The organism is Providencia sp. PROV130, from assembly GCF_028482225.1.
In the GTDB taxonomy this organism is placed as follows: domain Bacteria; phylum Pseudomonadota; class Gammaproteobacteria; order Enterobacterales; family Enterobacteriaceae; genus Providencia; species Providencia rettgeri.
Window position 1 is genome coordinate 1 of record NZ_JAMPQC010000055.1, and the last position, 15,613, is coordinate 15,613.

Annotated in this window: 19 protein-coding genes; 3 read left to right on the top strand and 16 right to left on the bottom strand. The window is 47.0% G+C overall.

Going from position 1 to position 15,613, the window contains the following annotated elements; translation table 11 throughout:
* Positions 1–59 precede the first annotated feature (59 nt).
* From PSF28_RS23025 to PSF28_RS23055, 7 genes are all read right to left on the bottom strand, one after another.
* Positions 60–920 carry a RepB family plasmid replication initiator protein gene (locus PSF28_RS23025; RefSeq protein ID WP_094963098.1) on the bottom strand — a complete coding sequence of 287 codons (861 nt, stop codon included), beginning with the start codon at positions 918–920 and terminating at the stop codon, positions 60–62.
* Between the two features lie 787 nt (positions 921–1,707).
* Complete coding sequence (locus tag PSF28_RS23030; protein WP_131680940.1) at positions 1,708–2,049, bottom strand: hypothetical protein; 342 nt, start codon at positions 2,047–2,049, stop codon at positions 1,708–1,710.
* Between the two features lie 4 nt (positions 2,050–2,053).
* Positions 2,054–2,575, bottom strand: a complete 522-nt coding sequence (locus tag PSF28_RS23035) for a hypothetical protein (RefSeq protein WP_180359561.1) — start codon at positions 2,573–2,575, stop codon at positions 2,054–2,056.
* Positions 2,576–2,702: 127 nt separating this feature from the next.
* Positions 2,703–3,218 (bottom strand): hypothetical protein, encoded by a 516-nt coding sequence (locus PSF28_RS23040; RefSeq protein WP_131680941.1) that lies wholly within the window; start codon positions 3,216–3,218, stop codon positions 2,703–2,705.
* 23 nt (positions 3,219–3,241) lie between these two features.
* Positions 3,242–3,583 (bottom strand): hypothetical protein, encoded by a 342-nt coding sequence (locus PSF28_RS23045; protein ID WP_136135338.1) that lies wholly within the window; start codon positions 3,581–3,583, stop codon positions 3,242–3,244.
* On the bottom strand, positions 3,576–3,944 hold the full coding sequence (locus tag PSF28_RS23050; protein ID WP_131680943.1) for a hypothetical protein: 369 nt from the start codon (positions 3,942–3,944) through the stop codon (positions 3,576–3,578). The genes PSF28_RS23045 and PSF28_RS23050 overlap by 8 nt, the downstream gene beginning before the upstream one ends.
* A gap of 70 nt (positions 3,945–4,014) precedes the next feature.
* Complete coding sequence (locus tag PSF28_RS23055) at positions 4,015–6,414, bottom strand: phosphoadenosine phosphosulfate reductase domain-containing protein (RefSeq protein ID WP_131680944.1); 2,400 nt, start codon at positions 6,412–6,414, stop codon at positions 4,015–4,017.
* 141 nt (positions 6,415–6,555) lie between these two features.
* Here PSF28_RS23055 and PSF28_RS23060 point away from each other — a divergent pair, with 141 nt between their 5' ends.
* Positions 6,556–7,134, top strand: a complete 579-nt coding sequence (locus PSF28_RS23060; RefSeq protein ID WP_131680945.1) for a hypothetical protein — start codon at positions 6,556–6,558, stop codon at positions 7,132–7,134.
* Positions 7,135–7,164: 30 nt separating this feature from the next.
* Here PSF28_RS23060 and dnaB read toward each other — a convergent pair whose 3' ends face one another.
* The 9 genes from dnaB to PSF28_RS23105 form a co-directional block, all read right to left on the bottom strand.
* Positions 7,165–8,574, bottom strand: coding sequence for a replicative DNA helicase (dnaB, locus tag PSF28_RS23065; RefSeq protein WP_131680946.1), 1,410 nt, complete (start codon positions 8,572–8,574; stop codon positions 7,165–7,167).
* Positions 8,575–8,582: 8 nt separating this feature from the next.
* Complete coding sequence (locus PSF28_RS23070) at positions 8,583–8,945, bottom strand: hypothetical protein (protein WP_131680947.1); 363 nt, start codon at positions 8,943–8,945, stop codon at positions 8,583–8,585.
* A gap of 115 nt (positions 8,946–9,060) precedes the next feature.
* Entirely contained in the window at positions 9,061–10,203 is a 1,143-nt protein-coding gene (locus PSF28_RS23075) for a ParB/RepB/Spo0J family partition protein (protein ID WP_136135339.1), read from the bottom strand.
* Positions 10,204–10,392: 189 nt separating this feature from the next.
* The gene (locus tag PSF28_RS23080; RefSeq protein ID WP_131680949.1) at positions 10,393–10,965 is read right to left on the bottom strand and encodes a hypothetical protein; all 573 of its coding nucleotides are present in this window, start codon (positions 10,963–10,965) and stop codon (positions 10,393–10,395) included.
* Positions 10,966–11,137: 172 nt separating this feature from the next.
* Positions 11,138–11,929: a hypothetical protein gene (locus PSF28_RS23085; protein WP_131680950.1), complete on the bottom strand. Its 792-nt coding sequence runs from the start codon at positions 11,927–11,929 to the stop codon at positions 11,138–11,140.
* A 3-nt stretch (positions 11,930–11,932) separates the two neighbouring features.
* A complete protein-coding gene (locus PSF28_RS23090; protein WP_240704996.1) occupies positions 11,933–12,190 on the bottom strand; it encodes a hypothetical protein in 258 nt (85 codons plus the stop codon).
* Between the two features lie 131 nt (positions 12,191–12,321).
* A complete protein-coding gene (locus tag PSF28_RS23095) occupies positions 12,322–12,756 on the bottom strand; it encodes a hypothetical protein (RefSeq protein WP_094962665.1) in 435 nt (144 codons plus the stop codon).
* 93 nt (positions 12,757–12,849) lie between these two features.
* Complete coding sequence (locus PSF28_RS23100; RefSeq protein WP_131680952.1) at positions 12,850–14,070, bottom strand: hypothetical protein; 1,221 nt, start codon at positions 14,068–14,070, stop codon at positions 12,850–12,852.
* Between the two features lie 53 nt (positions 14,071–14,123).
* Positions 14,124–14,732 carry a hypothetical protein gene (locus PSF28_RS23105; protein ID WP_094962663.1) on the bottom strand — a complete coding sequence of 203 codons (609 nt, stop codon included), beginning with the start codon at positions 14,730–14,732 and terminating at the stop codon, positions 14,124–14,126.
* A 142-nt stretch (positions 14,733–14,874) separates the two neighbouring features.
* Here PSF28_RS23105 and PSF28_RS23110 point away from each other — a divergent pair, with 142 nt between their 5' ends.
* A complete protein-coding gene (locus PSF28_RS23110; RefSeq protein WP_094962662.1) occupies positions 14,875–15,261 on the top strand; it encodes a type II toxin-antitoxin system RelE/ParE family toxin in 387 nt (128 codons plus the stop codon).
* Positions 15,254–15,583 (top strand): helix-turn-helix domain-containing protein, encoded by a 330-nt coding sequence (locus tag PSF28_RS23115; protein WP_094962661.1) that lies wholly within the window; start codon positions 15,254–15,256, stop codon positions 15,581–15,583. The genes PSF28_RS23110 and PSF28_RS23115 overlap by 8 nt, the downstream gene beginning before the upstream one ends.
* Positions 15,584–15,613: the final 30 nt, after the last annotated feature.

Consider the following 15,613-nt stretch of genomic DNA (forward strand, 5'->3'; position numbering starts at 1 on the left):
CATCATTCCACATCATAATCAACAACATAATTCATTGTTATTTATGATTAAAAATATACTCATGGGTTTCGTTTGTGTATTTTAAATTCAATTTTATGCCCAGCTTTCTTCTCTGTATATTCTAAATATCCAATCTCTTCAAGTTGCTTCATAGCTTTACGTATTACAGAGTTTTGAACATTACTAGCGGATTTTAGGGCAAGACGATCTTTTAAACGTTGCATACTGATCGGATAAGGGTTTTCAGGAAGAGCCTCTAAAAAAAGATACAAAGCTTTCGCGGTTTCTTTTCTTCCAAGTTTTTCAAGGGTTCTTACTTTAAGAATCTTTTTATAATCAACAGAATAAAGCTCTGCTAACTCTGGTGTGGGTTTGATATGAACCATATCATCTGCATGGCTGAACTTCCCTGCCTCTATAAGATGAAGTATGTGAGAGTTGATTCTATCGTCATCCGTGGCACGACTGAATTTCATCGTTGTTGATGCTAGTCGATAAATAGAGTCTTCAATTAGTTTTCTAAAACGTTTAGATAGACGGCTTTTTGGGTAACCACATCTTTCGATGAATTCATCGAAAGGAATAACAGCATACCCCTTGTGATTAGGCTTGTAATCGAACAAACAAGAAACAATACCCATCCAAACCTTAAAATCAGTTTCTACATCTAATCGCCTACCTGTAATAAGTATATCGGAGTAACCTTCCTTCTCTGCAAAATGCAAAGTCAGGTCATCCGAAGCATCCATACCTGTAGCTTCCCTGGAACCCGATCTTACCGTTGGAACAAATAAACCAAGCCTCAATAATGCGATAGGCTGAACTGTACTTGAACCATTAGGTTTAAGGTAATGGACTTCACCACTATCTTTTTCAGTCTCTGTGACAGATAAATAACCGGATTTTATAGGTTTACTCATGATTTCCTTATTTTATTACACTTTAATTGTTATCACCCTGCATCAAAACAAGTTGAGTAACCGTAGCTGTGAATAAATAAATAGCAATTTTAAAAAGGATCATGACTTTAGCAATATACATCAAAACGTTGATGAAACGATCCTAATGTGCGTAAGTTTAGACTAATCTAGACTAGCGTCAACAAAATATCATCCAGCATCAACAAAAAATAGGCTAGCGTCAATAAATAATAGGCTTGCATCAACAAAAAATCGTCTAGCATCAACATGAACATGCTATAAATGCTTTATATTTAATTAGTTGCAAGAACAAGGATCTCTTTTGACCTTATATGATCTTATTTGAATTTATTATTGGAACTATCCTGTTGATATGTGGATAACTTTCTTTTTAAAAAAAGATCATACAAATAAATTTCAGTGGGTAAAAAATAATAAGTTTAAAACTATAGATATCTTTTATTGTATTAAATCAATTGGATATGAAGAAAATAACGAACGGTGGATAACAAATAATAAAATCGTCTTTCTTCATCAAAATATCGACTAGCATCAACAAAAAATCGACCTCCATCAACTTTTTTTCGACTAACGTCAACAAAAAATCGACTAGCATCAACACTAACCTTTCTCTACCCCTTGGTACGAGAGAGATCCAGAATAGTAGGATCTCTTTTGACCTTTTCAATCTTATTGGAACTTTATTGTAACTATCCTGTTGATATGTGGATAATGTTAGAGTAGTCTTTATCAAGATCCGTATCAGATCAACAACTAGATCCATTCATTAAGATTGAGCTATTGCTTTTGCCAAACCAAAAACAAACTCATCTGTAAAAGTAAAATCACGCCAAACCAGAGTTCCGTCAACGCCTCGAATTTCCACCTGAGTTGATGTTTTGCTGTAACGGATGATCTCAACCGTTTTACCTGATAATCCACCAGCCTGGATCAGCGCTTCTGTCACAAGCAAACCTTCATTTTGGCGAAGGTCATAACCCTCGTCATCAGAATCAAGAGAGCCTTCTTTAACCACTTCAATTTTTGCCGCAGCTGAACGAAATAAGTCCGCCAATTTTTTACCTTTCTTGCACTCTACTCCTGCAAAAATTTCTTCGAGATACGTCATATACTTATCCTTGTGACCAATTTGAAATGATCGTCTTTATAAAACCAACGATCTCTTTTGAGATCATGTCATCTACTCCCAACACATCAATGCAAACTTCTTTTGTGCCTGAGGCCAGTTCTACCCGGCACAACGGGAAAGTGCCCATGACATCCCTTTTAAGCTTCGCCAAATGTTCACTACGAGATTTTTCAGAGATATTTGGGGCTAAGTGAGCAGGAACAGAAATTTGCAGGCAAATCGCTTCTGGGGCGTTACAAGCGCTATCACACATCAAGCTCATCGTATCGTACCCAACTAAAGAGCGATGATAGAACACTGCTTGACCCGACGCTGATTCATGGCTGGAAATCAATGTGTAGCCAATTTTCTCCAGTTCGAGATAAGCGCTTTCAGCAATACGTTGAGAATAATCTTCTCCCCAGGAGGCGTTGTTTCGTCCTTCAAAGCGGGCATGGTGGTAGTGTGATTTTAAAAATGCGTAATGCGCTTCGCGAGAAGGCATCGGAATGTGTGAGTAATTCATTGTTTAAGCTCCGTATGCGACAGAACCTCAGTATCCCTCTGACCAGACAGCTGACGAAGCATGTGAAAACGATAAATTCAAAAACATTATAGGGATGGGGAATTGGGTGGGATACCCACCCATAGCGTCATTGACCTACACGATTCAACATTTCGCGGATCTGGTCGATGATTGCTTGTGCTTTATCATCTCCAACCCCAGAGCCGCGATTGTGAATTTCAGCGGCAGTTAGGCACACCTGATTAATCACAGATTCTGGCACCGCCTGAGTTACGCTCTCTGGCCGTGCCAACACCAGGTTCATTTCGTTGACAGTAACCCCTGCGCGCCGAGCCATCGCCTCCCGGCAGCCAGCTGCCACACGCAGATCATCAATCGCCTGTAACATCACTTCATTGTCCGGCTTACACCCGAGCTCATCAGCCATTTCTTTGATGAATCGCGGGAGCACATCGACCGAGAAATACTGGAGCCGGAATTCGATGAGAGCCAGCTGTTCCTCCGGCGTTAATGTTACTCCTGGCCCCCAGAACGAAAGGCGATTTTTCATATCAACCAAACGGTCATGATTGGTCAGTATGTCAGGATTTCGAGCACCATCAACATCAGGCCCTGCGTTCAAATTACCGGTGTTATCACTCATAAAAACCTCTTTTCTGGGAGGGGTTAAGGAAACATACATTTCGACAACAGCTGCTGAAATGTCATATCTGATACCGTTACGGATTTCTTTGGCACTTCAGCACCCAGTTCTCGCAGGTGCGTTCGGAGCTCGTCCCGCTCCTTCATCGTTTCAATCAGCAAGCGAGATACCTGCGCTACCCACTCGGGGCGCATATGGACTGGCGACTCGGGATAATTATTCCAGTGCGCCATCATGGTTAAAGCCACGCGCAATGTATCGCGCTCAAAAACAGTGAGTGACTTAACGCAGATCCCTGGAGGAAATTTTTCAGCCTTAATTAATTTCAGGTAGTTAACCTGAGGCTGGTTGTTTTCCTTACTCATTATCCCCTCCTAAAAAAGCAGGTTTTTTCACGATGACTTCCACGTCCATACAACGGTTGTCTTGGCACATTTGCGCCTGGCCGTTGCCGTAGAACAACAACTCAACACGCTCGCTGGGCAAAGGCCAATCTTTCTCATTGGGAACTTCACCCACCACGTCTATGCGGACAAGGTTGTTGTTGCTGAACAGGCTCAAGCCGTCACGTTTTTCAATATTCACCCGATATTCAGCCACGACCGAATCGGATTTATCTTCGCGATGTGCTTGGCCGGGGGAGACGACGAACCCAGCGATAAGGGTACCGCCTAACACCATCATTAGCGCACCATTTAGCAGAATGTCTGTCACTTTCGTTTTCATCACTCATATCCTGTATGAATAGCCTGTTTCAATATTGGCTCAACCGGAACCGCTGACGAAACGAACGGGCTCACTGCTCCCCCTGAGCGAAGCGATCCATCGTCCTGACGACAAGACGAAGATGTCTTGCCAACGCAACTGCGTCCCGTTCAGCCATTTTGGTGATAGGGTAGGAGTCATGCTCCAGCGTCAAACCATCATCAAGTCGCCAAAGCATGCGGAGATACTCCAGCTTCAGCTGATTGATGGTAGCCTCTCGCAGGCTCGGTGATAGCCCCAAGCAGCTTTTGAATGCATTGCGACGCGTATGCTGGTGGTATCGCCGAAACCCTTGCTCAGTGGACGTGCCAGGCGCACTTAACCTCAACGAACACCAGGCACTGGTATGGCCTATCACGAAAACCGAAACATTGTTCTTGGCTCTATTTTTCTCTTGCAGTACAGATTGCTCATCCTCATGAGCCAAAGCCGCACGGATCCATTTTCCCGTTTGGGTCTGATTAGCCTGGTGCCACTGCATCGTAAAGGCCAGGTTCGCCCACCAACGCATACGAATAACACTGGCTTTGACTTTGTTGGCGATCAGCGATTGATAGCGATCAGTCGTCAGTACACGGAGGTCATTACGAGAGGCTATCCCGTCAATCGTCTGGTGGCCGTTCAAACCCAACTCACGATAAGTCTGCCCACGTTGCATCATGCGGTTGTACAGCGCTGACTTGCCTTTACACAGAGAAACCGCACCAAAGCGAAGATAGAATTGTGCGGCACTGCCGGACGTGTACTGCCCTGCCAGCACGGCATTACGCAAGCGCGGATATTCTTCCCAAATGATGAACTCAGCGGCATCCGCGTCTATGGTCACTTCGTTGTCTTCACTGAAGCTGACTACCCGGCGCTTTCCGTTCGGTGTGTTGATAACGCGACTTGCACGTTCATCATCCCCACCGTCAAAGTAGGCCATCTCTGCAACGGGATCGGCCAGGCCATCCATGCCAGAGTCATCCCCAAACTGCCCGACCTGAACCCATAAAGCTTTAGGTATGGGTGTTTTCGGTGCGACAGGCATATCCGGCTCATCGTCCAGCAGATCTAATTCGCCTTTTGCCCAGACACGGCGATAAATTTCCAGAGCATGAAACGGCTTGTCGTTAAATTGATGGAACGACCACATGAAGTCGATGTGGATCAGGGCTGACTCACTGACGATACGGAATTGCGGTGATGCCATACGCCGATTATGAGCGGTGTTTTCCAGCTCTCCCGAGCGTAGCTTCTCAGCCACATCATCGGCGCGCAGCTGTTCGACGTAATCCATGCTGCAACAGATATGAAGCAGGCGCTCCAGAAAACGCGGAGAATAGACATCGGGCTGAACTTTGATGAATCCCCCGGCGTACAGCGTGCGCCCTACAGGGTGCCTGTCTTCCCACGCATTGCGACGTTTGGACAGAAACCGCTGAATACGATTGAGCCCTGCCATGTAACCGTGGCGATCGTCATCGGAACGCAGCAGATTTTCCATTGACTTGTCGAGCCCGACAGCCTGGCATGCCCAACAACCGAACCGGCTCCCACAGGCTTCGCTGGATTTTTTCTCAGAGCCAGACCAGACACATTCTCCCGTTGCGGCTTTGTAGAGCTCCGCTGTGTCGTTATTGTTCTCCAGATAGCTGGGTAGCAGGTATTTTGGGGCGCTCCCAGCACTTAACAGAAATTCCCACACGTCGCCCTGTAACCAATGGCGGACGGGGTACAACTCCCCGCCCTCCTTGGTAGTCTTAACCTGGCTCGCACTCCCACCTTTTAAGGCGATGTTTTTGGCACGAATAACACCCTCTGCATCACGGCTCCCCAGCAGAAGGCAGACTCGCTCACGCACAGGTTTTGGTAGGCTTTTCATGTATGCCGTTTTGGCGCGTTTGGCCGCAAAAATCTTCAAGTCGTTGGAACACTGACGCACTGAACTGTTGGTAAACGTGGGCAGGCCCCGCCCTGTCAGTATCCTGCCTGTCCAGCTTGAGGTCAGGCCAGGTTTAGCCATAACGATAGACAGAGGCAGGTTTTCTTGCTCAATGAATTTTTCCAGAGCGGCCAGCTTCTGATCGGCGAGCCAACGTATCTCTGGGTTTTCAATGCCCGTGTCGGTATGTAAAAGATAATGGTGCTGACTGATGGGAATGCCAGCACGGACAGCGCGCACCAGCGCCATGAGGAATAAGTGCAGGACAACTTCAGAATCTTTACCGCTGCTCCAGGCGAGAGATATCGTCCAGTTATCAGCAAGGGCTTGATAGATGGAGGTGGTGCCATCATTGATGAGGTCGGCAAGGCTAACCCCGCGACTGGCATCACGATAATTCAGGTCGGCATCATTCTTCAGGGTCTGCCAGACAGACTGCCACTTGTCCGCCTTTAAGACGGATATGGAAGCCGGTGCCGGATTTTCAAAGTTGAAGGAATGCTGCATAAATCACCTGTTATTTGTTTTGGTTACAGATGATTTTCTCATGAGGGTGACAGCTGACGAAGTTCACTTAACTAAAATTGCATGTTTATCAAGTTTCGCACACAATATTTCTAAAAATATTAAAACGCTTACGAGGGAAAAATGGACGTTACAGGAACTATAATTATTTTTTCAATATTTATATTATTTTCTATCATGATTCTAATCAGTAATCACCACAAAAGAAAAGAGTTAAGCCTGAGTAGAATTGAAGATGCAATGTTCGCTATTGCGAAGCATATCAGAATCCACAGAGATGGAGGGTATGTTAACCCAACAAAACCACTGATGCCTCATAAAGAGAGGGATTACTTAGAATATAGAAACGGATATGATTCCGATAACTCACCAATACAACATGACAGTGACATTCTAACTTATTTTGTTAATGACTTGACTGGGTTTTCCCAGAGAATTCGATACCTAACCAATGAAAATATAATTATGCGGGTTGATTATTATGGAGAGTTATCAGACATATCAGGGGAAGGGAAGATTGTTAAAACAGGCACAGTCAAGCGGGTTCAGACTTTTATCTTAAGGAAAGGCAGGTCGGGGAAATATAGCAAAAGAGATCTATTTGAGATTACCCAGTGCGGGGGGGATCTGCTTTCTATCGTGAATGAATTCAGCATTCTAACAACGGCTATAAATAATATGCCAAGCTGCACAAGAAATTAAGTAAAGCCAGGTTACCCCTGGCTATTTGGTTTAATACTCTTCGAATTGTGGCCCACTGTAGTTATCAAACCGCGACCATTGGCCGTTGAAGGCCAAACGCACAGAACCGATCGGCCCATTACGCTGTTTACCCAGAATGATTTCGGCTACGCCTTTGTGCTCACTGTTTTCGTTGTATACCTCGTCACGGTAGATGAACATGATAAGGTCTGCATCCTGCTCAATGGAGCCCGATTCACGCAGGTCAGAGTTTACCGGCCGCTTATCCGCGCGCTGCTCCAGTGAACGGTTCAACTGGGACAACGCCACGACGGGCACTTGAAGCTCTTTTGCCAGCGCTTTAAGGGAGCGGGATATTTCCGCAATTTCCAGCGTTCGGTTGTCTTTCAACGCCGGAACACGCATCAATTGAAGGTAGTCCACCATGATCAGGCTCAATCCGTCGTTTTCACGGAAAACTCGCCGCGCCCGAGATCGCAGTTCGGTTGGAGTTAGGCCGCTGCTGTCGTCGATATAGACGTTTCGCTTTTCCAGTAAAATGCCCATCGTACTGGAAATCCGCGCCCAGTCCTCGTCATCCAGTTGTCCTGTCCTGATTTTTGTCTGGTCAACGCGGGACATGGAAGCCAACATGCGCATCATGATTTGTTCACCCGGCATTTCCAGGCTGAAAATCATCACTGGCTTATCCTGCGTCATCGCCGCGTTCTCGCAGATATTCATCGCAAAGGTGGTCTTACCCATTGAAGGGCGTGCCGCGATGATTATCAGGTCAGAGTTTTGCAGCCCAGCGGTCTTTTTGTTCAGGTCGGTATACCCGGTATCGACGCCTGTCACCCCGTCGTGCGGCTTCTGGTACAGCTGCTCGATGCGAGTCACTGTTTTCTCCAGAATGGTATCAACGCCCATTGGACCGCTGTCTTTGCTGGTGCGAGCCTCTGCTATCTGAAAGACACGGCTTTCGGCCAGGTCGAGTAATTCAGCGCTATTGCGGCCCTGGGGATCGTAACCGGCGTCGGCAATATCATTGGCCGCAGCGATCATCTCTCTAACCACAGCGCGCTCGCGCACGATGTCGGCATATGCAGCGATGTTTGCTGCGCTTGGGGTGTTTTTCGACAGCTCAGCCAAATAGGCGAAGCCGCCGACTAGCTCAAGCTGGTTGTGCTGCTCCAGTGCTTCGGCAAGCGTAATCAGGTCAATCGGTCGGCTTGACTCCACCAGCCGTTGCATCATGCCAAAAATACTTTTGTGCGCACGGGTAAAGAAATCACTTTCCACAACACGCTCGCTGACCTGGTCCCAGCGTTCGTTATCCAACATCAAGCCGCCCAGCACCGACTGCTCTGCTTCAGTTGAATGTGGAGGCATACGTAGTCCTGCCAGACGCGTATCTTGTTCTTGAGCTGGCAAGGGTGTACGGCTGTTTTTCTCTCTCATCCCTGACCTCACAGTTCGTTACGTTGTGCGATTTGGCGCTCACATTCCGAGGCCAACAATGGGTAATGCTGAGCGATTGCGGTATACAGCTGTTGGCTCATACAACTGGCTTCACTGACGCGGCCGTTGTTGCGACAGGTGCTTTCTTTTTCGTGATCGTAATTACTGAGTTCCTGACGCACATAGTTCACCTTAATACGAGCCAGGAATGCGTCGGTATTTTTGCCTTTACGGCGAATGGAATGGCTTTTTCCCAGCGCTCGGGGTTTGCACCCACGACTTTCATAATGGGCGATTGCCAGTTTTTCCAGTAAAACGTCATCAATGACACGGATGGTGATTTCTTGCAGCATTGGCAGAGATTGATCCACGGTAACCTCCTGATTTGTTTTGGAGGGTCATCTATTAATGAACACCGCCAAACAGGGTGAAGTGTGATAAAAAAGGCCGGATAACCGGCCTATTCTGCGATGACAGCGCGTTGGCTTATGCCTCTGCGTCGCCCTCACCTTCACCGTCATGAGCCTCAGTGGCTTCGTCACTGCCTTCGTTTTCAGCCTCAGCGGCTTCTTTCGCGGCCTGCTCAGCTTCTTCTTCCAGTTTGGCCGCTTCTACGTCGCTCAGCGCAGCCATCAGTTGGCGGGCAACTTCAGGCGACAGACGCAGCACCACTTCTTCCGGCACAGTTTCAGCGATTTCAATCTGGTTTTCGTGCTCAGCCGTTGGAGCTGGAGGGATCTGCGAGCGCAGCTGATCCAGCGTCGGCAACAGGCTTTCGAAGGTTTTGCGCACGACTTTCGGTTTCACCTTGGCTTTCTTAGGCGAAGACACGTAGCGCGCTGTGACGCGGTTTTTACCTGCTTGCTCGGCTTTAGCCAGAGAAGCCATCAGGATTTCGAAAGCGTCACGGTCGGTGCCTTGGCATTCCGTAATAACGTCGATCGCAACGTCACCAGAAACCTTATCTTCCCGAACCAATTTTTTAATGCGCTCTTCGGCTTTAGCCAGGATCAGGCTGCGGCGGACAGTTACGCTGGACAGACCCAAACGGCGAGCGATAGAGTCGATTTCATGGCCCCAATCAACCAGACGACGGAAACCTTCTGCACGTTCAATCATCTTCAGATGCTTGGTGTTGGCGCTTTCGATCATGTTGAAGACTTCTTCGTCTTTACCGCCTTCGAACTCTTCAATGATCAGTTTTTCAAATACCGCACCTTCAGCGATTGCGGCCATCAGGCCAGTGTAGCGGTGGTGACCGTCGATAATCTTCAGGCGAGTCACACCGTTCACAACAACGACTTTAACGCGGATAGCCGGTACGCTGCTCGGATGGTTGAGGTATGCGTTCTTGAACATCTCAGCACGCTCTACATCAACTTCACGCAGGTTCAGGCCTTCTTCAACGTACAACCAAGAGACGCTGACGGCGTACACGTTGTTACGGCCAACGTTCAGCTCTTCGAACAACGCGCTGTTAGTGGCTGTTTTGCGCTCTTTAGCAACGAAGTCACTCAGACCACGCAGAGTGGATGGAGCCTTGTCCATCTGGCGCATGATAGTGCCCAGGTTACCCATCAGCTCGTTGTCACGGGAAGCTTGGAAGATCTGTTGTACGTTGATAGTCATGATAGTTACTCCGCAAATTGTTATTGGTTGTTTACGTGTTTGTGCTTACTTCTGAATCCAGTTAAACACGGGGTGTGCCGGTGACGAATAGCAAATGCGGAAAAAAATAGTCTTTTTTCGATTATTTCTATCAATGGTAAATGGGCATAAAAAAGGCCAGCATTGCTGGCCTTTAGTTGGAGAGTTGCGCTACTGCGAGTTGGCTTTCGCCTCTGTCATGATTTTATTCATTGCAGCGCTAAGCTGTTCACTTTCCCCAGCAGTGTAATCCGGCCAAGGAACGAAAGGACGATTTGTTTTGTTCAATAAAGAGAACCCTGTCGGGCACCGCCATTCCATTGGACTCGTTTGACCTTCAGTGAAGTTAACCAACATCAGGTCTTGGTCACATTTGACATCTTTCACACCGCCGATCTCAATCAGGCGGGTGCTCATTATCCCAAAGTGTTCATCAGCAAACTTCAAGTGGTCAAAGGCCGCAAATGTGCTGTAAAGTCCGACCCAGAGAAGGATCTGGATATTAAGGATAGAGCCTATCTGCCCGAGGGTTTTTTCTTTCACTGCTTTACGTAATAAAACTGCGGCACCAAACAGCAAGTACAGACCACCAGCCAGGTAAAGCCAAACAGGTAAATTGGAGCTAGATTGGTCCATCTGTTCGGAACCTGCATCCATGAATGATTTGATGAATGGAGCAAGAAGCAAAAAGAAAGCCGGTACATAAAGTAACCAAGTCAATTTTACTTGTCTGATAGCTACCATGCGTTTTTCCTTGTCTGGGCTTGCTTCTTCGAGCACAACTTTCATTGTTTTTGCGAAGGAAAACACTGCTGCGATCAGAAATAGTGAGGTCATTAATAAATACATTTACTCTCCAAAAATTAGGAATGCATACTTTGATGTAATGGTACAGTGTTAATAGTTATAATAATAATTAATTCAGTCGCAAATTGAGCGGCTTTTTAAGATGCCGATAGATAAACTGCCATCCTTTCCCGTGAGGTGTACGGTAATCTAGGCGCGGAAGTTGTTGCTTTGCATTTTTCGACTCGAAGTTCCGAGGGTGTGTATTGAATTGAAAGAAGTGAGCCAACTCATGAGCCACCAGCGCCTTAAGGTGATCAAGCCGGTTAATGGAGTAGAACGAGCCGATCTCATTGTCCATGCAAACATGCGCGTACTCATGAAAATGGCAGGCAAATATGCGCTGGCCGTAAATTTCAACCAAGTCAGGCTCATAAAGGTAACCGGGGCTGATCGTAATATTCCGATGCCCGCCCCAGGAGTTCTTCGCAGCCCAGTTCACGCGGACGTCAGGGCTTTTACCAATATAGCCAAATTCACGTCGGAACATGTTTGCAAGGTAATCGGTATAGAGTTGGATGATCCGCTCTGCGGTAACGATCGTTTTTTCGCCGAATACCGCAACTCGTTCACGACGGGCAATCACCTTTGCTGGTTCAACGACTTCACGAACCGGCGGAGGCTGTTTTAAAATGGCGGTTTCCAAGCACCATTGGTCTTCGAAATCACCCTCAGGCGTATCCAGATGGATAGTCAGTTCTGAAGGCATACCCATTTTTTCTAACCAAGTGTCCAGTGACCTCCCCACTTCGTCAACGCTTACGAAATCTTCAAACCCAGGGGCATGCAACCAGATTATCGAGCCAGCCGGAATTGTGCGGTACTGGCGGATGTGCGATGCAATTATCTGGCGCGGTGTCATGATTTAATATCCCATACGTTGTTCGTGTGCGGATTGACGACGATATTCGGCATCTTCACGGGCTTCCCGGCGCTGTGCAGCCAAAACACGTTTTTCAGCAAACGTCATGCGGCTGATATCGGGTTCTTTGACCTTTCCCGATCCTTTGCATACGCTGCACTGAACATCGTAAGTACCTTTACGATACTCATCGCGAAACTCATCATCGAGCTCGTTCCATTCACTCCCTGTAAACCCATCAGAGAAAGATGGATTATCCACCTTCCCGTGTCCTTCGCAGCAATAACAAATCACCCAGCGGAATTTTTCTGTTTGCATGATTCACCTCTGTTATTTTCGGATAGTTGAGCGTGATTAACCGGAAGAAAAGCACCCCGAAGGGTGCGCAGGATTTATTCAGCGTTTTGCCAATCAAAATCGACAATCGGCTCTGAACCGTCCACCAGCGCCAGTGCGTGATGCAGGCGCGACAGAACGGCCGCTTTTTTATCAGCTGGCACATCGTTTTCGATAAGGGCAATGGCATCCGTAAGTGTGGAAATCAGGTCGGTACCCTGCTTGTCATTTTCGGGGTAAGCGTGCGGAGATTCAGCGCGAATTTTGGCTTCTTCGGACGGATTGGTTTCCCAACCATTTTCGTTGATGATGCGGCGCGGATCAGGCCCAACAAGAACAGCTGCACCGAGCTCAAAGCTCATATCGGCGTATGGCAGTTTTTCGGCGAGCATGTCCAGAGCGACTTGATTGTTCATGTGAAAACCATCAGCGACCCACATAGGGGCGACGTCAACACGAATAAGCCAGGAGAAGGGTTTAACTTGAGACATAGAGAGTCCTCTGTTATTTAAAATGCCCGCACCCGTAGGTGCAGGCGCATTCAATACAGAGACAGTGTTACACGACCTTACCGGCCGACAAAATTAGCCTAAGTCAGACCGTGACTGGGTTACCGTCACGGAAGTGCTCCCATATTTACGGGCGACATTCATCAGATCTGAAAAAACAGCGATAGGCTGTCCTGCACCTTTTGGGGTCTGGGCAACGATTTCCAAAAACTTCGAGACATTCCAACGCCACAGGGCCAACTGGCGGAGGGTTTTATCGCGGGAAACGTAGCCCGCAATTTTCTGGGGTAACGCTTCTACTGACGCACCTTCAGAGAGCAGATACACTGCGATCTTCCCGGCATCACGAACAGCCGGACCGTCATCATCGACACCCAGTGCGGTACCTGTCGCATAGAACAGAAAATCAGTATCGCGGATAGGCTCTGCCCCAGAAACCTGATTACAGGCCATCTGGAATTCGTCATACAGGAAATAGAGCGCGGCATCGCTAATACCAGACAGTTCAGGGTAATACTCCCGCAAGGTAGCGATAACCTGTTTGTCATCCTCTTCAGGTACCCAGGTCGTTGCGTAATCTGCGTTGAGCCGTTCAAGCGGCAGGAACGAGATACTGGAGATGGCTTCATCATCGTGCTCCGCAGCGCAGTGCATCCAGTCAAGTTTACCTTGCCATTTACCGGAAACCTCACTGATCCCCGTAAACACGATTTCCGTCAGCAGAGGGTGACCGGGAATGTATTGCTCAACGCTCAACATTTCAACACTGTCCGCCGTCATGTCATCCCACTCAGCCAGCGGATCGGAAGGGATATCAGCCAGGCTGACGATGCTTTTGTAAACCTGTTTTTCAAAGTAGAACAGGTTAGGCTCCATCAGCTCGCAGGCGTCGGGTGTGATAGAACGGCCCAATAGTAATTCTGCCATCGCTTCTTGTACCTGGCCGACGGTATCGAATTTTTTCGGGATCACTGCATCGAATTTTGTGTGGTGCAACACCCAGTAATTTCCATTACCGATCACCTCAAAAGGATACGGCACGATTTTCCAGTCGGTAACCGCCTGCATCGGAGTGACATAGGCTTGAGCCAGAAGCTCTAGCGCCTTTTGCGGCTCGGTCGATTTTTCGCTTAGCATCAGTGAAACCAGCTTTTCAAACACAAACACCTTTCCGTCTTTCACCAGGTATTGAACATTGGGAATACCGTCAATGGCACGAAGAATTTTGCGCAAGCTATCTTTGATACCCATATCATTGAACATCAAATGCAGTTCGTCGGTCACGATCTGGTTCATAGTTTTTTCCTTCTCCAGTTTCATAGCCTCGGCCAGGCGAGACGCGGGTTATTTTAGCGTTGCAGCGAATTTACGACGGCTTTCAAGCCTGTCAAAATATTATCCGCTTCCTCCGGGCCAAGCGGCTCGTCGCTGAAGTTGTTAAATGCATGATGAAACACCTGAACGTGGTCTAAATTCATTTCAGGCAGAACAACAGACTGGCGCAGCACGGCGCTGAGGTCGTCGGCTTGCATCAACATTTGAGCCCCGCTTATAGGCAATTCAGGCTTACTCAGTCCGGCATAAACAAAAACAACACGAAGCAGCTGTGTTAAGGCTACCAGCTCTTCACGCAGCTCTTGGCTGGTTTGTTCGAAAACTTGGCTGATAACATTCTTCACTGCATCTTTCGTTGTCCAGCCGTGGTGGATCATCATGTTAGCGTAGACTGCGAGGTCTCTCGGGTCGCCCTTATCGACATGCCGGAGAAAATCGTTGATGCAAGACGATCCCCAATCGGGTTTTGCCCATTCGTTCGTGAGCCCCCGCTTCAGTTCGGTAGATCGCATTTTTTCAGCCACTACCTCAGCCGTTTTCAAAATCAGAGCCTGGCTGTCTTTATGCAGGTTAGTCGGCAGATTGATAACGAAACTCGTCTTTGGTTCTGTGTTGTTATGCATGAAAACCACCCTTGTCGTAAAAGCACTAATTATTCCCCAATAATTCTTGCCCACGAAATATTTAACGTTAGCAGACTAATAAATATTGCACATTTAGGTAGTACCCATTACTATAGTAACAGGTACCGCTTAAGGGGATAATGTGGCGTTCTATAAAATCTCATCTTTTATCCGAAGCACCAAAAAAATACCTATAACAGACAAACAGTTACTTGATGCTGCTCATGAAGTTCAACAAGGACAATTTGAAGCTGATTTAGGCGGTGGAGTGATAAAAAAGCGCCTTGCAATGAAAGGACAAGGCAAAAGTGGAAGTGTTAGGGTTATTATCTTTTTTAAGATAAACAATCATCTTTTTTTTGCAGATGGATGGACTAAAAACATGGTCAATGCCAAAGGTACAAAAGAGATTGAAGATGATGAATTGGAAACCTATAAAAAATTAGCTGCTGAGTTTCTGAGTTTTGAAGAAAAAACCATTAACAACTTAATTTCTAAAGGAATTCTGGAGGAAATTACTGATGAGTAACAAACTTAATAACATGCTTGAATTGGCTAAAGAGTTAAATGCAGCTGGTGCATCACCTGAAAGCCTGGTTAAAGATATTGAAAGCACCCTCCGTGCTCGTGAAATTAACGATAAAATAAAAGAAGTTTCAGCGATGAGCGGCTCTGAGATCAAGATGTTGCGGACTAAATATTGTATGTCTCAATCTGTGCTCGCTCGTGCATTGGGAATGTCGAAAGAGAGCATATCCAAATGGGAACGAGGGGAAAAGAAACCAAGCGGCCCTGCATTGAGGATGTTGCGTATTCTTGAAAGCAAAGGCCCAGAAGTTTTGGTGGTCTAAGGCTAAAATAAAGCCCCTAAATCAGGGGCT

Coding starts and splice junctions, on each gene's coding strand:
- PSF28_RS23025 (WP_094963098.1), bottom strand. CDS start 920: ATGAGTAAACCTATAAAATCCGGTTATTTATCTGTCACAGAGACTGAA.
- PSF28_RS23030 (WP_131680940.1), bottom strand. CDS start 2,049: ATGACGTATCTCGAAGAAATTTTTGCAGGAGTAGAGTGCAAGAAAGGT.
- PSF28_RS23035 (WP_180359561.1), bottom strand. CDS start 2,575: ATGAATTACTCACACATTCCGATGCCTTCTCGCGAAGCGCATTACGCA.
- PSF28_RS23040 (WP_131680941.1), bottom strand. CDS start 3,218: ATGAGTGATAACACCGGTAATTTGAACGCAGGGCCTGATGTTGATGGT.
- PSF28_RS23045 (WP_136135338.1), bottom strand. CDS start 3,583: ATGAGTAAGGAAAACAACCAGCCTCAGGTTAACTACCTGAAATTAATT.
- PSF28_RS23050 (WP_131680943.1), bottom strand. CDS start 3,944: ATGAAAACGAAAGTGACAGACATTCTGCTAAATGGTGCGCTAATGATG.
- PSF28_RS23055 (WP_131680944.1), bottom strand. CDS start 6,414: ATGCAGCATTCCTTCAACTTTGAAAATCCGGCACCGGCTTCCATATCC.
- PSF28_RS23060 (WP_131680945.1), top strand. CDS start 6,556: ATGGACGTTACAGGAACTATAATTATTTTTTCAATATTTATATTATTT.
- dnaB (WP_131680946.1), bottom strand. CDS start 8,574: ATGAGAGAGAAAAACAGCCGTACACCCTTGCCAGCTCAAGAACAAGAT.
- PSF28_RS23075 (WP_136135339.1), bottom strand. CDS start 10,203: ATGACTATCAACGTACAACAGATCTTCCAAGCTTCCCGTGACAACGAG.
- PSF28_RS23080 (WP_131680949.1), bottom strand. CDS start 10,965: ATGGTAGCTATCAGACAAGTAAAATTGACTTGGTTACTTTATGTACCG.
- PSF28_RS23085 (WP_131680950.1), bottom strand. CDS start 11,929: ATGACACCGCGCCAGATAATTGCATCGCACATCCGCCAGTACCGCACA.
- PSF28_RS23095 (WP_094962665.1), bottom strand. CDS start 12,756: ATGTCTCAAGTTAAACCCTTCTCCTGGCTTATTCGTGTTGACGTCGCC.
- PSF28_RS23100 (WP_131680952.1), bottom strand. CDS start 14,070: ATGAACCAGATCGTGACCGACGAACTGCATTTGATGTTCAATGATATG.
- PSF28_RS23105 (WP_094962663.1), bottom strand. CDS start 14,732: ATGCATAACAACACAGAACCAAAGACGAGTTTCGTTATCAATCTGCCG.
- PSF28_RS23115 (WP_094962661.1), top strand. CDS start 15,254: ATGAGTAACAAACTTAATAACATGCTTGAATTGGCTAAAGAGTTAAAT.